Annotated in this window: 19 protein-coding genes and 4 pseudogenes; 16 read left to right on the forward strand and 7 right to left on the reverse strand. The window is 70.1% G+C overall.

Annotated features, from left to right (window positions below; translation table 11 throughout):
• Positions 1–7: 7 nt before the first annotated feature.
• A pseudogene (locus ACWEBX_RS09520) lies at positions 8–778 on the forward strand (VOC family protein); the annotation flags it as partial.
• Between the two features lie 117 nt (positions 779–895).
• On the forward strand, positions 896–1,738 hold the full coding sequence (locus ACWEBX_RS09525; protein WP_451884330.1) for an enoyl-CoA hydratase/isomerase family protein: 843 nt from the start codon (positions 896–898) through the stop codon (positions 1,736–1,738).
• Positions 1,739–1,999: 261 nt separating this feature from the next.
• Here ACWEBX_RS09525 and ACWEBX_RS09530 read toward each other — a convergent pair.
• Positions 2,000–2,620: pseudogene (locus tag ACWEBX_RS09530) on the reverse strand (MBL fold metallo-hydrolase); the annotation flags it as partial.
• Here ACWEBX_RS09530 and ACWEBX_RS09535 point away from each other — a divergent pair.
• The gene (locus tag ACWEBX_RS09535) at positions 2,517–3,125 is read left to right on the forward strand and encodes a DJ-1/PfpI family protein (protein WP_451884331.1); all 609 of its coding nucleotides are present in this window, start codon (positions 2,517–2,519) and stop codon (positions 3,123–3,125) included. The pseudogene ACWEBX_RS09530 and the gene ACWEBX_RS09535 overlap by 104 nt on opposite strands.
• Before the next feature lie 112 nt (positions 3,126–3,237).
• On the opposite strand, the pseudogene ACWEBX_RS09540 reads toward ACWEBX_RS09535, so the two are convergent.
• A pseudogene (locus ACWEBX_RS09540) lies at positions 3,238–3,579 on the reverse strand (substrate-binding domain-containing protein); the annotation flags it as partial.
• A 38-nt stretch (positions 3,580–3,617) separates the two neighbouring features.
• Here ACWEBX_RS09540 and ACWEBX_RS09545 point away from each other — a divergent pair.
• Entirely contained in the window at positions 3,618–3,842 is a 225-nt protein-coding gene (locus ACWEBX_RS09545) for a fibronectin type III-like domain-contianing protein (RefSeq protein ID WP_451884360.1), read from the forward strand.
• Between the two features lie 110 nt (positions 3,843–3,952).
• Here the strand turns inward: ACWEBX_RS09545 and ACWEBX_RS09550 are convergent, their stop codons facing one another.
• Entirely contained in the window at positions 3,953–4,972 is a 1,020-nt protein-coding gene (locus ACWEBX_RS09550; RefSeq protein ID WP_451884332.1) for an aldo/keto reductase, read from the reverse strand.
• A 23-nt stretch (positions 4,973–4,995) separates the two neighbouring features.
• Positions 4,996–5,892 (reverse strand): helix-turn-helix transcriptional regulator, encoded by an 897-nt coding sequence (locus tag ACWEBX_RS09555; protein WP_451884333.1) that lies wholly within the window; start codon positions 5,890–5,892, stop codon positions 4,996–4,998.
• A gap of 533 nt (positions 5,893–6,425) precedes the next feature.
• On the opposite strand from ACWEBX_RS09555, the pseudogene ACWEBX_RS09560 reads away from it, so the two are divergent.
• From ACWEBX_RS09560 to ACWEBX_RS09575, 4 genes and pseudogenes are all read left to right on the forward strand, one after another.
• Positions 6,426–7,068 (forward strand): annotated as a pseudogene (locus ACWEBX_RS09560) (aldo/keto reductase).
• A 64-nt stretch (positions 7,069–7,132) separates the two neighbouring features.
• Entirely contained in the window at positions 7,133–7,504 is a 372-nt protein-coding gene (locus ACWEBX_RS09565) for a DUF2255 family protein (protein ID WP_451884334.1), read from the forward strand.
• 64 nt (positions 7,505–7,568) lie between these two features.
• The gene (locus tag ACWEBX_RS09570) at positions 7,569–8,603 is read left to right on the forward strand and encodes a zinc-binding dehydrogenase (protein WP_451884335.1); all 1,035 of its coding nucleotides are present in this window, start codon (positions 7,569–7,571) and stop codon (positions 8,601–8,603) included.
• A gap of 133 nt (positions 8,604–8,736) precedes the next feature.
• Entirely contained in the window at positions 8,737–9,855 is a 1,119-nt protein-coding gene (locus ACWEBX_RS09575; protein ID WP_451884336.1) for a substrate-binding domain-containing protein, read from the forward strand.
• Here the strand turns inward: ACWEBX_RS09575 and ACWEBX_RS09580 are convergent.
• Positions 9,812–10,294: a MarR family winged helix-turn-helix transcriptional regulator gene (locus ACWEBX_RS09580; protein WP_451884337.1), complete on the reverse strand. Its 483-nt coding sequence runs from the start codon at positions 10,292–10,294 to the stop codon at positions 9,812–9,814. The two genes, ACWEBX_RS09575 and ACWEBX_RS09580, sit on opposite strands and share 44 nt — an antisense overlap.
• 395 nt (positions 10,295–10,689) lie before the next feature.
• Here ACWEBX_RS09580 and urtA point away from each other — a divergent pair, with 395 nt between their 5' ends.
• The 5 genes from urtA to urtE all read left to right on the forward strand — a co-directional run bounded on the left by urtA (position 10,690) and on the right by urtE (position 15,535).
• Positions 10,690–11,943: an urea ABC transporter substrate-binding protein gene (urtA, locus tag ACWEBX_RS09585; protein ID WP_451884338.1), complete on the forward strand. Its 1,254-nt coding sequence runs from the start codon at positions 10,690–10,692 to the stop codon at positions 11,941–11,943.
• A 102-nt stretch (positions 11,944–12,045) separates the two neighbouring features.
• Entirely contained in the window at positions 12,046–12,933 is an 888-nt protein-coding gene (gene urtB, locus ACWEBX_RS09590) for an urea ABC transporter permease subunit UrtB (RefSeq protein WP_451884339.1), read from the forward strand.
• Complete coding sequence (urtC, locus tag ACWEBX_RS09595) at positions 12,930–14,057, forward strand: urea ABC transporter permease subunit UrtC (RefSeq protein WP_451884340.1); 1,128 nt, start codon at positions 12,930–12,932, stop codon at positions 14,055–14,057. The genes urtB and urtC overlap by 4 nt, the downstream gene beginning before the upstream one ends.
• Entirely contained in the window at positions 14,054–14,836 is a 783-nt protein-coding gene (urtD, locus tag ACWEBX_RS09600) for an urea ABC transporter ATP-binding protein UrtD (RefSeq protein ID WP_451884341.1), read from the forward strand. The genes urtC and urtD overlap by 4 nt, the downstream gene beginning before the upstream one ends.
• 6 nt (positions 14,837–14,842) lie before the next feature.
• The gene (gene urtE, locus ACWEBX_RS09605; protein ID WP_451884342.1) at positions 14,843–15,535 is read left to right on the forward strand and encodes an urea ABC transporter ATP-binding subunit UrtE; all 693 of its coding nucleotides are present in this window, start codon (positions 14,843–14,845) and stop codon (positions 15,533–15,535) included.
• 145 nt (positions 15,536–15,680) lie between these two features.
• On the opposite strand, the gene ACWEBX_RS09610 is transcribed toward urtE, so the two are convergent.
• Entirely contained in the window at positions 15,681–16,466 is a 786-nt protein-coding gene (locus ACWEBX_RS09610; protein ID WP_451884343.1) for a hypothetical protein, read from the reverse strand.
• A gap of 111 nt (positions 16,467–16,577) precedes the next feature.
• On the opposite strand from ACWEBX_RS09610, the gene ACWEBX_RS09615 reads away from it, so the two are divergent.
• From ACWEBX_RS09615 to ACWEBX_RS09625, 3 genes are all read left to right on the forward strand, one after another.
• The gene (locus tag ACWEBX_RS09615; RefSeq protein ID WP_451884344.1) at positions 16,578–17,069 is read left to right on the forward strand and encodes a DUF2975 domain-containing protein; all 492 of its coding nucleotides are present in this window, start codon (positions 16,578–16,580) and stop codon (positions 17,067–17,069) included.
• Entirely contained in the window at positions 17,069–17,290 is a 222-nt protein-coding gene (locus ACWEBX_RS09620) for a helix-turn-helix domain-containing protein (RefSeq protein WP_451884345.1), read from the forward strand. The genes ACWEBX_RS09615 and ACWEBX_RS09620 overlap by 1 nt, the downstream gene beginning before the upstream one ends.
• Positions 17,291–17,488: 198 nt before the next feature.
• Positions 17,489–17,761 (forward strand): hypothetical protein, encoded by a 273-nt coding sequence (locus tag ACWEBX_RS09625; RefSeq protein ID WP_451884346.1) that lies wholly within the window; start codon positions 17,489–17,491, stop codon positions 17,759–17,761.
• Between the two features lie 182 nt (positions 17,762–17,943).
• Here the strand turns inward: ACWEBX_RS09625 and ACWEBX_RS09630 are convergent, their stop codons facing one another.
• Positions 17,944–18,873, reverse strand: a complete 930-nt coding sequence (locus ACWEBX_RS09630; protein ID WP_451884347.1) for a S66 peptidase family protein — start codon at positions 18,871–18,873, stop codon at positions 17,944–17,946.
• Positions 18,874–18,905 lie beyond the last annotated feature (32 nt).

Raw genomic sequence — 18,905 nt, forward strand, 5'->3', positions numbered from 1 at the left:
GCGACTCGGACCCGCCCGCCGCGCCGAAGCTCTCCTCGCCCCGGTGCTGCCCCGCCGCCGCACCCCCGAGGACGTCCCGCTCGACGCGGTGGCCGCACCCGACGGCACCGAACTCTTCTTCTGCGCCAGCGGCCGCCCCGAACTGCCCGACTGGCAGACCGACTTCACCCCCGTCGACGAGCATCCCGCCGCAGCCACCGCGGCCGCTTCCACGGACCCGGCCGCCGTCGGCCGCATCGACCATGTGGCACTCACCCAGCCCCGGCACCACTTCGACGAAGCCACCCTCTTCCACCGCGGCGTCCTCGGCCTGCGCCCCCAGGAGAGCGTCGACGTCGCCGATCCCTACGGACTGCTGCGCAGCCGCGCCGTCAGCACGGCCGACGGCGCCGTGCGCATCGTCCTCACCGTCGGCGCCGCACCCACCGTCGGCGCCGCACCCACCGACGGCGACGCACCGGCCCAGCACATCGCGCTCGCCACCGACGACGTGATCGCCGCCGCCCGCCGCTTCCGCGCCGCCGGCGGCCGCCTGCTGAAGATCCCCGCCAACTACTACGACGACCTCGCCGCCCGCTTCGACCTCACCGACGAGGAGCTGGACACCTACCAGGAACTCGGCATCCTCTACGACCGCGACGCGGGCGGCGTCTTCCGCCACTGCTACACCCGCACCGTCGGCCGCGTCTTCTTCGAACTCCTCCAGCGCGACGCGGGATACCAGGGCTACGGCGCCCAGAACGCCCCCGTGCGCCTCGCCGCCCAGCACACGGCGTAGCCCCGGCAGTGACGTGGACGGTCCGGGGCGCCGAACGCGCGACGATCCGACTTCCTGAGGATCCTTGTTCTGGGACAGAGGCCAGTCCCAGCGTCCACCTCACCTCCGGGAGCCGTCATGAGCGCCGACCATCCGTCGATCCGGACCCGGCTGGAGGACGGCGTCCTGTTCGCCACCCTCGACGCCGGCACTCTGAACCTCCTCGGTGTCGACCTGGTCCGTGACCTGGCCTCCCTGGTCGATACGCTGTACACCGACCCGGGTGACGTGCGCGTCGTCGTCATCGACAGCGCTTCGCCGGACTATTTCTCCGCGCACGTGGACCTCACGGCGGTACCGCAGTACACCGCGGAGGCCGCGAAGGCGGGCGGCCCCGGCGATGCCTCGCTCGGCATGTTCCTCCACAAGCTGGCGAGGGTTCCGGTGATCACCATCGCCAAGGTCCGTGGGCGCGCCCGCGGCGGCGGCAACGAACTCGCCCTGGCGTGCGACATGACGTTCGCCTCGCGCGAGAAGGCGGTCTTCGGGCAGTTCGAGTCCGGCACCGGCGCCCTGCCCGGTGCGGGCGGCGTTCAGCACCTGGCCCGGCGGCTCGGCCGGACCCGCGCCATCGAGGCCATGGTCGGCGCGGACGACTTCGACGCCGACACCGCCGAGCGCTACGGCTGGATCAACCGCGCGCTGCCCGACGCCGAGCTGGACGGCTTCGTCGAGCGCCTGGCGAAACGCATCGCCGGCTTCCCGCCCGAAGGGGTGCGGGCGGCCAAGCGTGCCGTCAACGACCTCACGCTGGCGTCCCCCGCGCACATCCGCTCCGACGCCGCGACCTTCCAGAGCCTGATCGCCCGGCCCGACAGCCGGGAGCGCCTGGACTCCCTTGCCGAGCGGGGCCTCCAGACGGACGGTGAGCTCGAACGCGACCTCGGCAGGGCCGTAGGAGACTTCCCCGCTGAGCACTGAGCACTGAGCACTGAGCACTGAGCACTGAGCACTGAGCGCTGCCCGTGGCCGCCGCCCCGCTGACTCGCGGGCCTGCCAGAAGCCGAACATCAGCCACGCCTGATGACAGACCCAGTCGGGACACAGCTCGGTCATGGCGTCGTAGAGCTCCTGGTCGTTGCCGGTCTCCTGCTGGAGGCGGCCGAAGTCGGTGAGGTACTGCCTGGTCGCCGCGATGATGTCGGGAGTGTCGGGGGCGCCCGGCTTCTTGTGGCCGGCGACCGCGATCCGCGGGTTCAGCGCGGAGAGGCGGTCCAGCGCGGCGATCCAGTTCTCGCGGCTCTCCGGTGTGGTGGCCGCGACGAACATTGGGCACCGGTTGTAGAGGACGTCTCCGCCGATGACGAGGTCCAGGACGGGCACGTGCAGGGAAGTGGAGTCGACGGCGTCGGTCCGGCCCTGCTCGATGATCCGCAGCTCGTGGCCCTCCAGCGAGAAGGTCTCCTCGTTCCAGGCTTCCGGCACGGTGATGGCGGCCGGAAGCCGGCCGGGCCACAGTTTGCGGTAGACCGGCAGCCTCCCGACCTGCTCGCGCGCGTACTCGACCGTCTTCGGAGTGGCGATGGCGCGGGCGTCGGGAAAGTGGCGCAGGAGCACGCCGAGGCCGGCGAAATGATCCAGGTGACCGCGCAGCACCGGTGGATGAGCCACCGATTGCCCATTGGCCCGCGACCTGGGCGCAGGGCGCCTGAGAAGCTGAGCCTCCAGCGCCGTCAGCGCCGTGCCTTGAGGAGATGCCGTGCAGGTAGCCGTGGTCACCTTTGACGGATTCAACGAGCTCGACAGCTTCATCGCCTCCGCACTGATCAACCGGTGCCGAAAGGACGGCCTGGAAGCCTTCATCACGACACCGACGCCGGTGGTCACGTCGATGAACGGCGTCGAGGTGACCGGGCAGCGCCCGATGGAGTTCGTGACCGAAGCCGACGTCGTGCTGATCGGCAGCGGGGTGAAGGCGCGAGACGTGGTCGCCGACGACCAGTTGCTCGCCAGACTGCCGCTCGCCCCCTCGCGACAGTTGATCGGCGCGCAGTGCTCCGGCGCGCTGGTGCTCGCCCGGCTGGGGCTGCTGGACGGGATGCCTGCCTGCACCGACGTGAAGAGCCGGCCCTTCGTCGAGGCCGACGGCATCATCGTGCTGGACACGCCGTTCCACGCCGAGGGCAACATCGCCACCGCGGGCGGCTGTCTGGCGTCCCAGTATCTGGCCACGTGGGTGATCACCCGCATGGTCGGGGAGGACGCCGCGCGCGACGTCATGGGCTACGTGGCCCCGGTCGGCGAGAACCAGGAGACCGTCGAACGTGCCATGCGGGCCGTCCACACCGGTGAGGTCGCACTGCGCTGACGCCCCGCGAAGCCCCGCACGTACCAGGACGACAGTCCGCGGCACGGACCTCCGGACGGCCTTCGACCGGTCGAGCGGGGCTTACGACGGGCGAACGTCACCTGTCGCGGCACTAGGCATGGGGAGCGCCGGTACTGCGCCGTACGACGAGGCGAGGCGTCATGCTGGTCTGCACGGCGTGGTCCCGCCTGCTCTCAACGCGTTCGATGAGGAGCCGGGCGGCGGTGGCGCCCATGTTGTGGCCGGCCTGGTCGACGCTGGTGAGCTGGACGGTCGCGAGGTCGGCGACCGCGGTGTTGTTGTAGCCGACGATCGAGACGTCCTCCGGGACACGCAGGCCCAGTTCGTGCGCCGCTCGCCACACGCCGAGGGCCGCCACGTCGGCACCGGCCATGACGGCGGTGGGCCGGTCCTCACCACTCAGCAGGCTCATGCCGGCCTTGTAGCCGCCCTCGTCGGAGTAGGCGGCACGGCAGACCGTCGTTCGGACACCTGCCGACCAGGACCGACACCCCGGCCAGGACGCTGGCCGGCTTCGCCCGCGTCGAGCTCGCGGCCGGACAGCGCGAGAGCGTCCGCGTCACCGTCAGCAGGCGCGCGCTGTCCTACTGGGACGAGGCCGAGAACCGCTGGGTGACACCCACCGGCAAGGTCTCCGTCTACGTCGGCCGCTCCGCGGCCGAACTCGACCACGTGGGCGCCATCACCGTCACGTGACTGCTGCCGGCCGAGACGACACCGGCCGGCGGCACAACTCCGGTGGGCCCGTGGCCGCCCTTGACACCACAGCCACCCGCACGTGCCCAGGGGGCGACGGTCCTGTCGTGTCAGCGGCGCCGCTGGTCGGCCCGCAGTTCGAAGTCGCCGTAGCTGTTGTCGGCGGGGTTGACCGTGACGCCGGGCGAGACGATCTCGTCGATGCGGTCGAGGACGTCGGCTGCGAGCGTGATGTCGGCGGCGGGCAGGAACGCCTCCAACTGGTCCATGGTGCGCGGTCCGATGATCGCCGAGGTGACGCCGGGATGGTTGATCACGAAGGCGACGGCCAGCTCGATCAGCGACAGGCCCGCCTTCTCGGCGAGGAGCGCGAGCTGTTCGACGGCGTCGAGCTTGCGCTGGTTGGCAGGGCTGCTCATGTCGAAGCGGGCCTGCGGGCGTGCCGCGGAGGCCGGACCGGAGGCGGCGTCCTTGCGGTAGCGGCCCGAGAGCCAGCCGCCGGCGAGCGGGCTGTAGGTCAGGGTGCCCATGCCGTGGCGGCGGACCGTGGGCAGCACGTCTTCCTCGATGCCGCGGACCAGGATCGAGTACGGCGGCTGCTCGGTCACGAACCGCTCCAGACGGCGCTCGCGCGAGACCCCCTGGGCCTCGACGATCTGGGAGCCGGAGTAGGACGAGGAGCCGATGTACCGGATCTTGCCCTGGTGCACGAGGTCGGAGAGGGCGCCGAGAGTTTCGGCGACGTCGGTGTCGGGGCTGGGGCGGTGGACCTGGTAGAGGTCGATGTAGTCGGTGCCCAGGCGGCGCAGGGAGTTCTCCACCTCGCGGATGATCCAGCGTCGCGAGCCTCCCCGGGCGTTGGGGTCGTCCTGGCTCATCGGCATGAAGAACTTGGTCGCGAGGACCACGTCCTCGCGCCGGTTCTTGAGAGCCTTGCCGATGATCTTCTCCGAGATCCCGCCGGAGTACACGTCGGCGGTGTCGACGAAGTTGATGCCGGCGTCGAGGGCACGGTGGATGATCCGTACCGAGTCGGCCTCGTCCTCGTTGCCCCAGGGGCCGAACATCATCGCGCCCAGGCAGAGCGGGCTGACCTGGACACCGGTGCGTCCGAGCGGTCGGTAGTGCATGAAGGTGTTCTCCTCGGTGGGTTTCAGTCGTTGCGTGAGGGGACGACCGTGCCGGTGCCGGCCCAACTGGCGAGCAGGCTCAGGGCCTGCCGCTCCGGCGAGTCCGGTTCGGGGGTGTAGAAGTTGAGGCGCAGGCCGGGATCGGCGGGCAGCTCCATCGCCTCGTAGGGCAGCGCGAGCTCGCCGACCAGGGGATGGCGCAGGCGCTTGAGGCCGGAGCGGTGGAATTTCACGTCGTGGCGGGCCCACCGGCGCGCGAACTCCTCGCTCTTGGTCGTGAGCTCGCCGATCAGGTCGGTCAGTGCCTTGTCGTGGAGTGCGCGGCCCGCCTCCGTGCGCAGGAAGGCCACCGAGTCGTCGGCCCCCTTGTCCCAGTCGACCCAGAAGTTCTGCGCGGCGGGGTCCAGGAACAGGAAACGGGCGGTGTTGACCGGCCCGCGCTGGGCGAACAGCGGCGAGTCGAAGACCGGCGCGTACAGGGCTCGCCCCAGCGCGTTGGCGGCCAGGACGTCGAAGCGCCGGTTGCGCACGTAGGCGGGCACGTCCGTCATCGAGTCGAGAAGCCGCACGATCGTCGGCCGGACCTGGGTCATGGTCGCGGTGGGCCGCCGTCCCGAGACACCGGAGGCACGAGCCAGGTCGTAGAGATGGGTGCGCTCGGCCTCGTCGAGTCGCAGCGCGTGGGCCAGGGCCTCCAGTACCGCGTCGGAGGCTCCGCCGAGGTTGCCGCGCTCGAGGCGGACGTAGTAGTCGACGCTCATGCCCGCGAGCAGGGCGACCTCCTCCCGGCGCAGCCCCGGGACGCGACGCTGTCCGCCGTAGACCGGCAGCCCGGCCTGCTGCGGGGTGATCCGCGCCCGCCGGGTACTCAGGAACTCGCGGACCTCCGCGGCCAGGGTCCTCTTCTCGGAGGCGTCCATGATCACAGCCCCGCCGGTCCCGCGAGCCCGCCGACGGGACAGAGCCCGCGCGGCACGCCTGTGGCCCGGGACGGAATGGGTGTGCGGGGCACGGGCTGCTCCTTCGGATCGGTGCGCGACGAAAGGGACGGGGGCTCTTTCACCGTAGGTCGGCTCCCGGACGACTGCGAGGTACTGCCAGTACCCGGAAGAGCAGTGACTCCCACCCGCGCGCGAGAAGGAGGTTGCATGGAGAAGGCCGAAAGGGCCCCCGGTCCGCGATCGATCCGAAGGAACACCGTGCGCGCAGCCCGCCTGTACGAAGCCGGCGTCCACGCCGGGAACGGTGCCGCCTCCGGGCCCCGGGAACCCTCCGACACGCCGGAGCGACACGTCACCCCTGCCGGCGTCTCCTTCCCCGGCTTCGACCTCACCGGCGCGCTGCGGCGACGCTGGGCTCGAACGTCCTGGTCCCGGGAATGGCCGATGGGGCCGGCTTCGGCCGTCACCCTCAGTGAGCCCTCACGGGCCACCCGCAACGCAAGGAGCCTGTGATGCGGACCCTCACCCTCAACAACGGTGTCAAGATGCCCGCCCTCGGACTGGGTGTCTTCCAGACCCCACCCCCGGAGACCCGGGCCGCGGTCACCGCCGCCCTCGAGCTGGGCTACCGGCACATCGACACCGCCGCCGCCTACGGCAACGAGCGCGAGGTCGGCCAGGCCGTCCGCGACTCCGGGGTGCCCCGCGGCGACCTCTTCATCGAGACGAAGATCTGGATCAGCGACTACGGCTACGACCAGACCCTGCACGCCTTCGACAAGAGCGCCACCAAGCTGGGCGTCGACCCACATCCTGAACCAGGCATGGTCCCCGATCGGGGGCATCACCTTCTACCCCGGCTACGGCGAGCACCGCACCAGCGTCCTCGAGGACCCGGCCGTCACCACCATCGCCAAGGCCCACGGCAGGAGTCCGGCCCAGGTGCTGCTGCGCTGGGGCCTGCAGCAGGGCCGTTCGGTCATCCCCAAGTCGACCCGGCGCGAGCGGATCGCCGAGAACCTCGACGTCTTCGACTTCGACCTCTCCATCGGTGAACTGACCGCCCTCGACGCACTGGAGACCGGCCGCCGCGGCGGCCCCGAGCCCGACGCGGTCACCCTCGCCGCCCACGGCCGTGCCATCCCCGAAGCCTGAGACCCGCCGCGGCAGAACCGGCCCCCATGACACCGGCCGCCGCGAAGAGCGAACGGAGCGAACGATGACCCGATGGAAAGACAGCCGACTGGAGCGGATCGCCGGCGCCGAAGAGCTCGACCTGGAGTCCGAACGAGAGGACGGCACCCTGCGCGACCCGGTGACCATGTGGGTCGTCCGCGCCGGCGACGATCTCTACGTCCCTTCGGTCAAGGGCACGGCAGGCTCCTGGTACCGAGGAACCCGGTCCCGCCACCGCGGCCGGATCGACGCCGGCGGCGTACGTCAGGACGTCGCCTTCCACGAAGCCGGCCCCGACGCACCCGCGGACGTCGATGCGGCCTATCGCGCCAAGTACGGCCGCTACACCGGCATCGTCGAGCACGTCCTGACCGACCGGGCCCGCACCTCCACCCTGCGCCTCGAACCGCGCTGACCGAACGACACCGTCCGCCGCCGCTGGAACGAATACTGCCCACACCCTCTGAGGAGCCGCGCCGATGCGAGCCACCCTGCTGTACGGGGCCGACGACGTCCGTGTCGAGGACGTCGCCGACCCGAAGATCCAGAACCCCACCGACGCGATCGTGCGGATCGTCCTGTCGTGCGTCTGCGGCAGCGACCTGTGGCCCTACAAGTCGCTGCCGTCCACCGACAACCCCCGCCACATGGGCCACGAGTTCCTCGGCGTCGTCGAGGAGACCGGCTCCGCCGTCACCGGCCTGAAGCCCGGCGACGTGGTGGTGGCCCCGTTCGTCTACAGCGACAACACCTGCGCCTACTGCCGTGAGGGCCTGCACACCTCCTGCGTGCACGGCGGCCAGTGGGGCGTGCAGGGGGTCGACGGCGGGCAGGGCCAGGCCGCCCGCGTCCCGCAGGCCGACGGCACACTGGTGAAACTGCCGGTCGGCGAGGACTCCGATCTGCTGCCCGACCTGCTGACCCTGTCCGACATCCTGTGCACCGGCTACCACGCCGCCCGCACCGCCGGCGTCACCCGCGGCGACAGCGTCACCGTGGTCGGCGACGGCGCCGTGGGCCTGGCCGCCGTCATCAGCGCGAAGCTGCTCGGCGCCGAACGCATCGTCCTCATGGGCCGCCACCGCGTACGCACCGACCTGGGCCGCGCGTTCGGCGCCACCGACGTGGTCGCCGAACGCGGCGAGGAGGGCGTCGCCCGGGTACGCGAACTGACCCGCGGCGAGGGCACGCGCAAGGTCCTCGAGTGCGTCGGTCTGAAGGACGCCCTCGCCCAGAGCTTCGGCGTCGTCCGCGACGGCGGCACGATCAGCCGCGTCGGCGCACCCCAGTACCTCGAAGTCCCCTTCGGCTTCGGCGACTTCCTGCGCAACATCACCCTCACCGGCGGAGTCGCACCCGCCCGCGCCTACATCGAGGAGCTCATGCCGCACGTCCTCGACGGCTCCATCCGCCCCGGCCGCGTCTTCGACCGCACCCTCGGCCTGGAAGACATCGCCGACGGCTACCGGTCGATGAACGAACGCGAGGCACTGAAGGTCCTCATCACACCCTGACCTCTGAGCGGGTTCCCGCGCGGGGCGGCTTCGGGCGGTTGATCCCTCGGTCGACGGTGGTGCGTTTCCTACGAATCGGTTTCGATTCCGGCCGGTGACGGGGGGCCGTGCGCCGTCGGGCAATCATGTGACCATGCGCCGGCCGCTCCACCCCCGCACCCCTGAGTGGTTCACGGCCGACGATTCGACCCTGAACGTCGCGCTCGTGTACCCGATGCAAGGGCCTGCCGGCATCTTCGGTCCCGCCTGTGAGACCTGCGCGCGGCTGGCCGCCGAAGAGATCAACGAGGCCGGCGGCGTGCTCGGCAAGGAGCTCCGGCTGCTGGAGGTCGACGGCGGAGCCCCACCGGAGAGGGTCGCCGAGGAGGTCGAGGCCCTGGTGGCGACCGGCGCGGTGCACGGGGTGACCGGCTGGCACATCTCCTCGGTCCGGCAGGCGGTGGCGCCGCGCATCGCGCACCGGGTGCCGTACGTGTACACCGCCCTCTACGAAGGCGGGGAGCGCACGGACGGTGTCTTCATGACGAGTGAGACGCCGGACTGGCAACTGCAGCCCGCCATGCGGCTGCTCGCCGAGACGCGGCGGGTCCGCAGATGGTTCGTCGTCGGCAACAACTACGTCTGGCCCCGGCGCACCGCCCGGGCCGCCCGCCGCTACGCCCGCGCGCTGCGAGGTGGACGGGTCTGCGGTGAGGCGTACCTGCCGCTGGGTACCGAGGACTTCGTCGATGTGCTGCGGCGCATCGAGTGCGCGGACGCGGACGGTGTGCTGATGCTGCTCGTCGGCAGCGACGCGGTCCGTTTCAACCGGGCCTTCGCCGCCTCGGGCCTCGACCAGCGGTGTCTCCGGCTGAGCACGCTGATGGACGAGAACATGCTGATGGCCAGTGGCCCGGAGACGACCGGCGACCTGTTCAGCACGGCCGGTTACTTCGCCTCATTGGCCAATCAGGACACCTTGGACTTCCACGGTCGGTACGCCGGCCGCTTCGGCCTGGAGGCGCCGGCCCCCGGCAGTCTCGGGGAGTCGTGCTACGAGGGGGTGCTGCTGCTCGCCTCGCTCATCGAGCGGGCCCGCACCCTGGACGTCTCCGCGATCTCGGCCGCCGCGGAGAACGTCTCCTACGAGGGTCCGCGCGGCCTGCTCCACCTTCATGACCGGCATGTCCGCCAGCGCATCTACCTGGCGGAGGCGGTCGGGCCCGACTTCAACGTGCTGGCCCAACTGCCTTCCCCGCACGATCTGTTGTGACGTGGTCCGGATCGGCCGTGAGCCGTCCTTCCAGGGCCTCGGCAAGCTGTGCGAGCAGGTCGTCCAGCTCCTCGCCCGCGATCAGATGCTCCAAGTCCCTCCAGTCGGCCCGCACTTCACGCGCCAGCAACTGCCACCGCTGCTTGCCCCGTGGGGTGAGGTGGGCCAGGACGCGGCGCCGGTCGGCCGGGTCGACACGACGGTAGACCAGGTTCTGGTCGACGAGTTGATCCATCAGTTTGGTGAGGCTCGGAGCCGGCAGGAAGGCGTGGCCGGCGATGGCCGTCATGTTGTGGCCCTGCCCGTCGGAGAGCAGGTCGAGCACCCGCCACGCCTCCACGGAGCACTCGAACTCGTCGAGAACGGACTGCACTCGGCGCACGGCGAGACGTTCGGCCCGCGTGAGCAGGTGGAGCAGGTCCTGGGGCCGTCTCGCCATCGTGCTCCTCCACTCGTGCTCGCCGACCGGTGCCTGAGCCTACCGTCGATCACCGGGCCCTTGGAAAGGGGGAATTAGGAAAACCGATTCTTCCCAGGGGAAGCATTGATCGCTGTTGCTGTGATGTCCTCGACCGGATGTATTCAGCAGCGGCTTCTTCGGTTTTAGCCGACCGCATTACTTTCAGTGGAAACTGTTCTTCAATTGCTCCGAAACGCGGTTGAAACAGTTTCCCCGCAGGCTGTGGTCGCACTTCAGCGACCAGCCCGGACACCACCCCGGAACGGCTGGGGAACCCGTGCGTCGACACCGCCGCCTCTGAAGCGCTTTCCCCTCATCCCCTCCCCAGAGTCTTTCCGCTCTTCGTATCGCCCTTCGGGGCAAGGAGGTTGTGCATGTCCGGGTTCAGCATCAGCAGACGCGGTCTCCTGGCCGGAATATCGGCCACCGGCGCATCCGTCGCCCTCGGCGCGTGCGGCGCCAAGACGGGCGACACCACGTCCACCGGCTCCGGCGCCAAGGCCGACACGTCCGGCGACACAGTCAAGGTCGGTCTGCTGAACTCGCTCTCGGGCACCATGGCGATCAGTGAAGTCACCGTCCACAACGCGCTGTTGCTCGCGGTGAAGGAGATCAATGCCGCCGGCGGCGTGCTGGGCAAGAAGCTCGAGGCCGTAAGCCAGGACGGCGCCTCCGACTGGCCCACCTTCGCCGAGAAGGCCGAGACCCTCATCAAGGACGACAAGGTCGTGGCCACCTTCGGCTGCTGGACCTCGGCCAGCCGAAAGGCCGTCAAGCCGGTCTTCGAGCGGTACAAGTCCCTGCTGTTCTACCCCGTGCAGTACGAAGGCCTGGAGCAGTCGCCGTACATCTTCTACATCGGCGCCACCACCAACCAGCAGATCGTGCCCGCGCTGGACTACCTCAGGAAGCGGGGCCTGACCAAGCTCTACCTGGTCGGCAGCGACTACGTCTTCCCGCGTACCGCCAACAAGATCATCAAGGCGTACGCGAAGGCCAACGGCATGGAGGTCGTCGGCGAGGACTACGCCCCCCTCGGTTCCACGGAGTTCGGCACCATCGTCAACAAGGTCAAGGACGCCGGCGCGGACGCCGTGTTCAACACCCTCAACGGCGACTCCAACGTGGCTTTCTTCAAGGAGTACAAGTCCGCGGGCCTGACCGCGAAGAGCCTGCCGGTGCTCTCGGTCTCCATCGCCGAGGAGGAGGTCAAGAGCATCGGCACCCAGTACCTGGACGGCCAGCTCACGGCCTGGAACTACTACGAGACCACCCCGGGCGCGGCCAACACGAAGTTCGTGGCCGCGTACCAGGCGGCGTACGGCAAGGACAAGCCGACCTCCGACCCGATGGAGGCCGCCTACATCTCCGTCCACCTGTGGAAGGAGATGGTCGAGAAGGCCGGGTCATTCGACGTGGCGAAGGTGAAGGCCGCCTCCGACGGCATCGAACTCGACGCTCCCGAGGGCAAGGTCACCGTGGACGGCGCCACCCAGCATGTCTACAAGACCGCCCGGATCGGCAAGGTCGGCTCCGACGGCCTGATCACCGAGGTGTGGAACTCCGGCAAGCCGGTCAAGCCCGACCCGTACCTCAAGGGTTACTCCTGGGCCTCCGGACTCTCCTGAACCACACCCGCCCGGCACCGGACCCGGCCCCCTCCAGGGGCCGGGCCACGCCCATGGCACACGCGTACACCCGCGCCTTTGTCCCCGACCCGGAGCCGACCCATGACGGTCATCCTCAACCAGTCCCTCACCGGCATCAGCATCGGTGCCGTCCTGCTGCTCATCGCCCTCGGTCTGACCCTGACCTTCGGCCAGATGGGTGTGATCAACATGGCGCACGGCGAGTTCATCATGGCCGGCGCCTACACCACGTACGTGCTGCAGAAGTCCATCAGCGGCGCGGGCCTCTCGCTGCTCGTCGCCCTGCCGATCGCCTTCCTGGTCGCCGGAGCCATGGGCGCCCTGCTGGAATGGCTGCTCATCCGCCGCCTCTACACCCGCCCGCTGGACACGCTGCTCGTGACCTGGGGCGTCTCGCTGATGCTCCAGCAGCTCGCCCGCGACATCTTCGGCGCCCCCAACGTGCAGACCGCCGCGCCCGACATCCTCACCGGCAACATCGCGCTGGGCGGCGGCATCACCTTCGCCAGCAACCGCCTGTTCATCCTCGGCCTGGCCCTGCTGAGCGTCCTCGCCCTCACCCTCATCCTGAAACTCACGCCACTCGGCCGCCGTATCCGGGCCGTCGTCCAGAACCGCGACCTGGCCGAGGTCTCCGGGATCGCCACCGGGCAGGTCGACCGCATCACCTTCTTCATCGGCTCGGGCCTCGCGGGCGTGGCCGGCGTCGCCCTCACCCTGGTCGGCCCGATCGGCCCGACCATGGGCACCAACTACATCGTCGACGCCTTCCTGGTCGTCGTCGTGGGCGGCATCGGACAGCTCAAGGGCAGCGTCATCACCGCCTTCGCGCTGGGCATCCTCCAATCGGTCCTCGAATACTCGACGACGGTCAGCGTCGCCAAGGTCGTCGTGCTCGTCGCGATCGTCGCCTTCCTGCAGTGGCGACCCCAGGGCCTGTACACACTGCGCACCCGGAGCCTGGCATGACGACGACCACCCCCACGTCCGCCGTGGCGACGCCGTCGCCGACGTCCGCGCTGCGGCGGTTCCGCGTCCCCGCCGGGTTCGTTCTCGGCGCCGTTCTCCTCCTCGGCGTCGCACCGGTCGTCCTCTCCGACTTCCGCCTCAACCTCCTCGCCAAGTACCTGTGTTACGCGATCGTCGCGGTCGGCGTCAGCCTCGCCTGGGGCCGTGGCGGGCTCATGGTGCTCGGCCAGGGCGTCTTCTTCGGCCTCGGCGGCTACGCCATGGCCATGCACCTCAAGCTCACCGACGCGGCCGCCACCGGAGAGACCCTGCCCGACTTCATGCAGCTCTACGGCACCGGCGACACCCTGCCCTGGTGGTGGAAGCCGTTCGCCGATCCGGCCTTCGCGCTCGCCATGACGGTGCTGCTCCCGATGGCGGTCGCCGCGCTGCTCGGCTTCTTCGTCTTCCGACGCCGGGTGAAGGGCGCCTACTTCGCGATCCTCAGCCAGGCGCTGGCCGCCGCCCTGTCCATCTGGCTGATCGGCCAGCAGGCCACCACCGGCGGCACCAACGGCCTCACCGACATGCACGGCTTCCTCGGCTACTCCCTCGTCGACCCCGTCAACCAGCGGATGGTGTACTTCATCATCGCCGCCGTTCTGCTGCTCCTGATGATCGGTGCCCGCCAGTTGTTCGTCAGCCGGTACGGTGAACTCCTCGTCGCCGCAAGGGACTCCGAGGAGCGGGTCCGCTTCCTCGGCTACGACCCGGCCAACGTCAAGCTCGTCGCCTACGTCCTCGCGGCCGGCATGGCGGGCCTGGCCGGCGCCCTTTTCGTCCCGGCGGTCGGGATCATCTCCCCGGCACTGATCGGGATCGTGCCCTCCATCGGCTTCGTCATCGGAGCGGCGGTCGGCGGCCGGGCCTCGCTGGTGGGCGCGGTGCTCGGCGCGATCGCGGTGGCCTGGGCGCAAAGCACGCTGTCCGACGCCTTCCCCGCCGGGTGGACGTACCTCCAGGGTCTGCTGTTCGTGGTGGCGGTCGGCTTCCTGCCCGGCGGCCTGGCCTCGCTGAGCGTCGTCCTGCGCAGGCGCCGTACCGCTACCGCTACCGCTACTCGTACGACGGGAGAGACGGCATGACCGGCGAGGGACTGACCGTCCGCGACCTGCGGGTCACCTTCGACGGCTTCACGGCCGTCGACGGCGTCGACCTGGACATCCACCCCGGCGACCTGCGCTTCCTCATCGGCCCCAACGGCGCCGGCAAGACCACCCTGATCGACGCCGTCACCGGCCTGGTGAAGGCGACGGGCTCGGTGCGCTTCGGCGACCAGGCCCTGCTGGGCAGACCGGTCCACAAGATCGCCCGCATGGGGATCGGGCGTACGTTCCAGACAGCCACGGTCTTCGAGGAACTGACCGTCCTGCAGAACCTCGACATCGCGTCGGGCGCAGGGCGGGGCCCGTGGACGATGCTCCGGCGGCGCAAGGACATCCCCGAGCCGGTCGCGAAGGCCCTGGAGACCACGGGACTGACCCACCTGCGCGACCGCCCCGCCGGCGTCCTCGCCCACGGGCAGAAGCAGTGGCTGGAGATCGGCATGCTGCTCGTCCAGGACGTGCGGCTGCTGCTGCTCGACGAGCCGGTCGCCGGCATGAGCCACGACGAGCGCGAGGCCACCGGCGCGCTGCTCCGGCGGATCAGCGCGGACCGCACGGTCGTCGTCATCGAGCACGACATGGACTTCATGCGCTCCTTCGCCCGCAGCGTCACCGTGCTGCACGCCGGCAAGGTCCTCAGCGAGGGCACCGTCGCCGAGGTCCAGGCCGACGCCAGGGTCCAGGAGGTCTACCTCGGCCGCACCGCGGAACCCGAGCCCGCTCCCGCCACTCCCGTGGCCGTCGCCGAGGAGGCGTGAGTCAGGATGCTGGAGATCAGCTCCGTCCGGGCCGGCTACGACCGCACCACGGTCCTGCACGGCGTCACGGTCGCGGTCCCCGAGGACGGTGTCGCCACCGTCCTCGGCCACAACGGCGCCGGCAAGAGCACGCTGCTGCGTGCCGCCATGGGCCTCATCAGGCCCAAGGGCGGCACCGTCCGGCTGGACGGTGAGGACATCACCCACCTCGCCCCTCACCAGCGGGTCGCCCGCAGGATGGCGTACGTCCCCCAGGGCCAGCAGTGCTTCCCCCACCTCACCACCGCCGAGAACCTCCGACTCGTCGCCGACGGCCGCCCCGACGGCGGAGCGGCGACCACCGAGGCACTGGACCTCTTCCCGGTCCTGCGCGAGCTGTCCGGCCGCCGCGCCGGCCTGCTCTCCGGCGGCCAGCGCCAGCAACTCGCCATCGCCCGCGCGCTGATCACCCGCCCCAGGATCCTGCTGCTCGACGAGCCGACGGAGGGCATCCAGCCGTCGGTCGTCGCCGAGATCGAGGAGACGATCCTCGCCCTCACCCGGCGCGGCGGCCTCTCCGTCCTCCTTGTCGAACAGCACGTCGGGTTCGCCCTGCGCGCCGCTCAGCGGTACTACGTACTGGAGGCCGGGCGGGTGACGTCCTCGGGCGCGGGCGGAACAGCGGCCGAACAGGCCGTACGAGCGGCGCTCAGCGTGTGAGAGCGGCGGATCGCCTCGCCGGACCGGCCTCAGGGCACGTGGCGGTGCTGCGGGCGTGCGGGTATGGACCCGCACGCCCGGGCGAGCTCGCACTCGTCGACGTCGACCGAGTGCCCGTGTGGCGACCCGAGGATCCGCGTGGCCGCTACTTCAGCGCTACGGCGTCTCCGGTGGACACGATGCGAGCGGTTGTCGTCGTGCCGGGGAAGTACCAGCGCCAAGAGCCCGCCGAAGTGGCGGTGACCTTGGTGCTGAGGTGGCCGGCTTCGCCGGTCCTCACCGTCTTGACCGTGCTGTAGTGAGCGCCGCCGGCCTTCCGGTACTGGAGTTTCACGTCCTGTCCTGTGAAACCGTGGTACTTCAGGTCCTCCCAGTTGGCCCGGGACAGTTTGCCGGTGATGGTGAGTGTGGCTCCCTTGGCCACGGGTTCAGGCGTCGCGTTCGTGGTGAGCCGGGACGCGCGCTTCATCTTGAACTCTGCGATGTCGTCGGCGATCCAGTAGTCACCGTCGTTGGCCTTGACGGTGGCGTTGGCCTCCCAGACGCCCGCGGTGTGGTTCACGTCCTCGGGCAGGCTGCCCGGGAGCCATCCCGGGTCTATCACCATGGTGGCCGTGCACACCGACGTGGTGGAGGTCTTCTTTACGCACCGGGTGTCGACCCAGTCGCTGTATCCCCAGCCGTTCGTCTTGTTGAAGACGTCGACGTGCGACAGGCCCTTCACGCCGGAGTTGTCCCGGATGGTGATGGCGATCGGATAGGTGACACGCTTCGTGGTGCCGATGATGACGTTGTTCCCGCCGTTCACGACCGCCGCGGTGACGCGGATGTCTCCCCGGCCCTCCGCGTGAGCCCCGGTCGCGGCCAACAGTGTCAACGCCGACGTGCCGGTCGCCAGGATCCAGGCCGTCCTGGCCGTTCTGCCTCGCATGATCCCTCCCCTGAATTGTGGGAGGAGCGTACACAGATGATCTATAGCACCGTTGCCTTGCTTATCGTTATTCGATAGATTTCCATCGTAGCTCGATGGAAGGATGGGATCATGGGAAAACTGGCCGTGCGCGCGCTGCGTGCCGTGCTCGTGGTGGTGCTCACCGGCAGCGTGTTCGTGCAGGCGTTGATGATGTGGGCGTTGGTCAGCGGGAATGACCCGGAGGACGGGTCGCTCCCGCTGACCCCGCTGCGCGTGATCACGATCCTGGGCATCGGGACGGCCCAGGTCGCCCTGGTCTGTGTATGGCGACTGGTGACGATGGTGCGACGCGGAACCGTGTTCTCCCACGCCGCCTTCCGGTACGTGGACGTCATCATCGGCGCGATCGTCGCGGCTGCTCTCGTGTGGTTCGCGGTCACGGCGCTGAACGCCCCCGGCCAGCGGGACGATCCGGGGGTCACCCTCATCATGGGCGGGATCGGCGTGGCCATCCTGGGAATCGCGCTCATCGTGCTCGTGCTGCGGATGCTGCTCACCCAGGCCGTCGCCCGGGACGTCGAAGCGGCGCAGATGCAGGCCGACTTGGACGAGGTCATCTGATGCCGATCGCCGTCGACATCGACGTGATGCTGGCCAGGCGGAAGATGTCGGTGGGCGAACTCGCGGACCGCGTGGGGATCACGCCCGCCAATCTGGCGGTGCTCAAGAACGGCCGCGCCAAGGCGGTGCGCTTCACGACGCTTGCCGCGCTCTGCGAGGTGCTCGGGTGTCAGCCGGGCGACTTGCTTCGCTGGGAGGCCGAGGACACCACGGGCGAATGAACGCGCCTGCCGACTTGCTTGGAACCGGCACTTATATGTGACTATTTATGCCGAATGAGAAATTGATGTGCCTTTCCTAAGATGCGGTGTTCTGCAGCGATTTGGTCGTGTCCGAGAGTGAGGATCGGTGCGAGCCCGGCCGAATGGTCCGGGCAGTGCCGGGGCGTCAGCCCCCGGTTCGTACGGAAAGGTCTGAACATGATCAACGGGTTGAAGAGGGCCGCGGCCCTGGGGGCGGCGACGGTGGCCCTGGCCGCGGGCGCGGTCGTCGGTACGGTCGGTACCGCGTCGGCCGCCCCGCAGGACCACCGGCCGTCGGCGTCGTCGCACCACTGCGTGAGGGTGGCGGGCCACTGGGCACGGCAGTGGGAACCGGCCTACCGGGACCGGCACCATCACTGGCACCCCGGCCACTGGGCCCGCGTCTGGCGCCCCGCCCACCAGGAGTGCCACCACTCACCCCGGCGCTGACGCCGGCGTCCGCCCGTAGGGGTGGCCGCGATCAGAACCGCAACCGGCCCCGACGCGCCCTTGGACGGCGCGCCGGGGCCGGTTCGTGCCGAAACCGCGCCCAAGGGTTGTCCCGTAGCCGCAGGTTGCCGCGGACCCTGGGCCGTTCCTGTCCTGAGCGCCGGTCGGCGGGCCTCGCCGGCTCAGGTGAGGACGGGATTCAGGAACGTGAGTACGCCCGCGTCGGCGTCGAGCCTGGCCCGGGTGCCGATGGGGAACGTCTGCTGGGGCACGCCGTGGCCGATGTCCGCGCCCGCAAGGACGGGGATGCCGAGGTCGCCGAGGCGGTCGTGCAGGAGTTCCTCGACGCGCTCGCGTGTGCCGCAGTCGGTGAACGTGCCGCAGACGATGCCGGCCGCGCCGTCGAAGTATCCGGCGCGGCGCAGTTGGGTGAGGAACCGGTCGAGCCGGAAGGTCTCCTCGTCCACATCCTCCAGCAGGACGATGCCGCCGCGCGCGGGCAGCGAGGTGCCGGTGCCCAAGGAGCAGGCGAGCAGGGTGACGGTGCCGCCCAGGGTGACGCCCTCCGCGGTGCCGCCGACCAAGGGGCGGGAGCCGGGGAAGCGCAGCTCCTTGACGGACGCCGGGTCGGTGAGCAGTGCGGCGAGCCCGTCGAAGTCGGCGCGGCCGGGGTGGAAGCCGCGGATGGCGGGCATCGGTCCGAACAGGCCCGTCCAGCCCAGCTTCACCGCCACCGCCTCCAGCAGCGCCGTGACGTCGGAGAAGCCGATGACGGTGCGCGGGGTGGGCGTGCCGATGGCGTCCCAGTCGACCAGTTCCAGGGTGCGCTGGGCGCCGTAGCCGCCGTTCGCGCAGAAGACGGCCGTGAACGCCGGGTCGGTGAGGGCGGCGGTCAGATCGCGGGCGCGCAGCGCGTCGTCTCCGGCGAGGTATTCGCCGGTCGCCCGAGCGGAGGCGAACACCTCGGGCTGGAGGCCGAGCCCGCGCAGTGACTCTAGGCCCGTCTCCAGGTTCTCCTGGTCGGTCGGTCCGCTGGCGGCGATGACGGCGACACGGTCACCGGGCTGGGGTGCGGCGGGGCGGATGAGCCCCTCGGAGGGCAGGGTGGGCATGGGGATCCTTGGGGAGTGAGGGTGGGCGATGG

The organism is Streptomyces sp. NPDC005070 (genome assembly GCF_053600395.1).

Coding starts and splice junctions, on each gene's coding strand:
- ACWEBX_RS09525 (WP_451884330.1), top strand. CDS start 896: ATGAGCGCCGACCATCCGTCGATCCGGACCCGGCTGGAGGACGGCGTC.
- ACWEBX_RS09550 (WP_451884332.1), bottom strand. CDS start 4,972: ATGCACTACCGACCGCTCGGACGCACCGGTGTCCAGGTCAGCCCGCTC.
- ACWEBX_RS09555 (WP_451884333.1), bottom strand. CDS start 5,892: ATGGACGCCTCCGAGAAGAGGACCCTGGCCGCGGAGGTCCGCGAGTTC.
- ACWEBX_RS09565 (WP_451884334.1), top strand. CDS start 7,133: ATGACCCGATGGAAAGACAGCCGACTGGAGCGGATCGCCGGCGCCGAA.
- ACWEBX_RS09570 (WP_451884335.1), top strand. CDS start 7,569: ATGCGAGCCACCCTGCTGTACGGGGCCGACGACGTCCGTGTCGAGGAC.
- ACWEBX_RS09575 (WP_451884336.1), top strand. CDS start 8,737: ATGCGCCGGCCGCTCCACCCCCGCACCCCTGAGTGGTTCACGGCCGAC.
- ACWEBX_RS09580 (WP_451884337.1), bottom strand. CDS start 10,294: ATGGCGAGACGGCCCCAGGACCTGCTCCACCTGCTCACGCGGGCCGAA.
- urtA (WP_451884338.1), top strand. CDS start 10,690: ATGTCCGGGTTCAGCATCAGCAGACGCGGTCTCCTGGCCGGAATATCG.
- urtB (WP_451884339.1), top strand. CDS start 12,046: ATGACGGTCATCCTCAACCAGTCCCTCACCGGCATCAGCATCGGTGCC.
- urtC (WP_451884340.1), top strand. CDS start 12,930: ATGACGACGACCACCCCCACGTCCGCCGTGGCGACGCCGTCGCCGACG.
- urtD (WP_451884341.1), top strand. CDS start 14,054: ATGACCGGCGAGGGACTGACCGTCCGCGACCTGCGGGTCACCTTCGAC.
- urtE (WP_451884342.1), top strand. CDS start 14,843: ATGCTGGAGATCAGCTCCGTCCGGGCCGGCTACGACCGCACCACGGTC.
- ACWEBX_RS09610 (WP_451884343.1), bottom strand. CDS start 16,466: ATGCGAGGCAGAACGGCCAGGACGGCCTGGATCCTGGCGACCGGCACG.
- ACWEBX_RS09615 (WP_451884344.1), top strand. CDS start 16,578: ATGGGAAAACTGGCCGTGCGCGCGCTGCGTGCCGTGCTCGTGGTGGTG.
- ACWEBX_RS09620 (WP_451884345.1), top strand. CDS start 17,069: ATGCCGATCGCCGTCGACATCGACGTGATGCTGGCCAGGCGGAAGATG.
- ACWEBX_RS09625 (WP_451884346.1), top strand. CDS start 17,489: ATGATCAACGGGTTGAAGAGGGCCGCGGCCCTGGGGGCGGCGACGGTG.
- ACWEBX_RS09630 (WP_451884347.1), bottom strand. CDS start 18,873: ATGCCCACCCTGCCCTCCGAGGGGCTCATCCGCCCCGCCGCACCCCAG.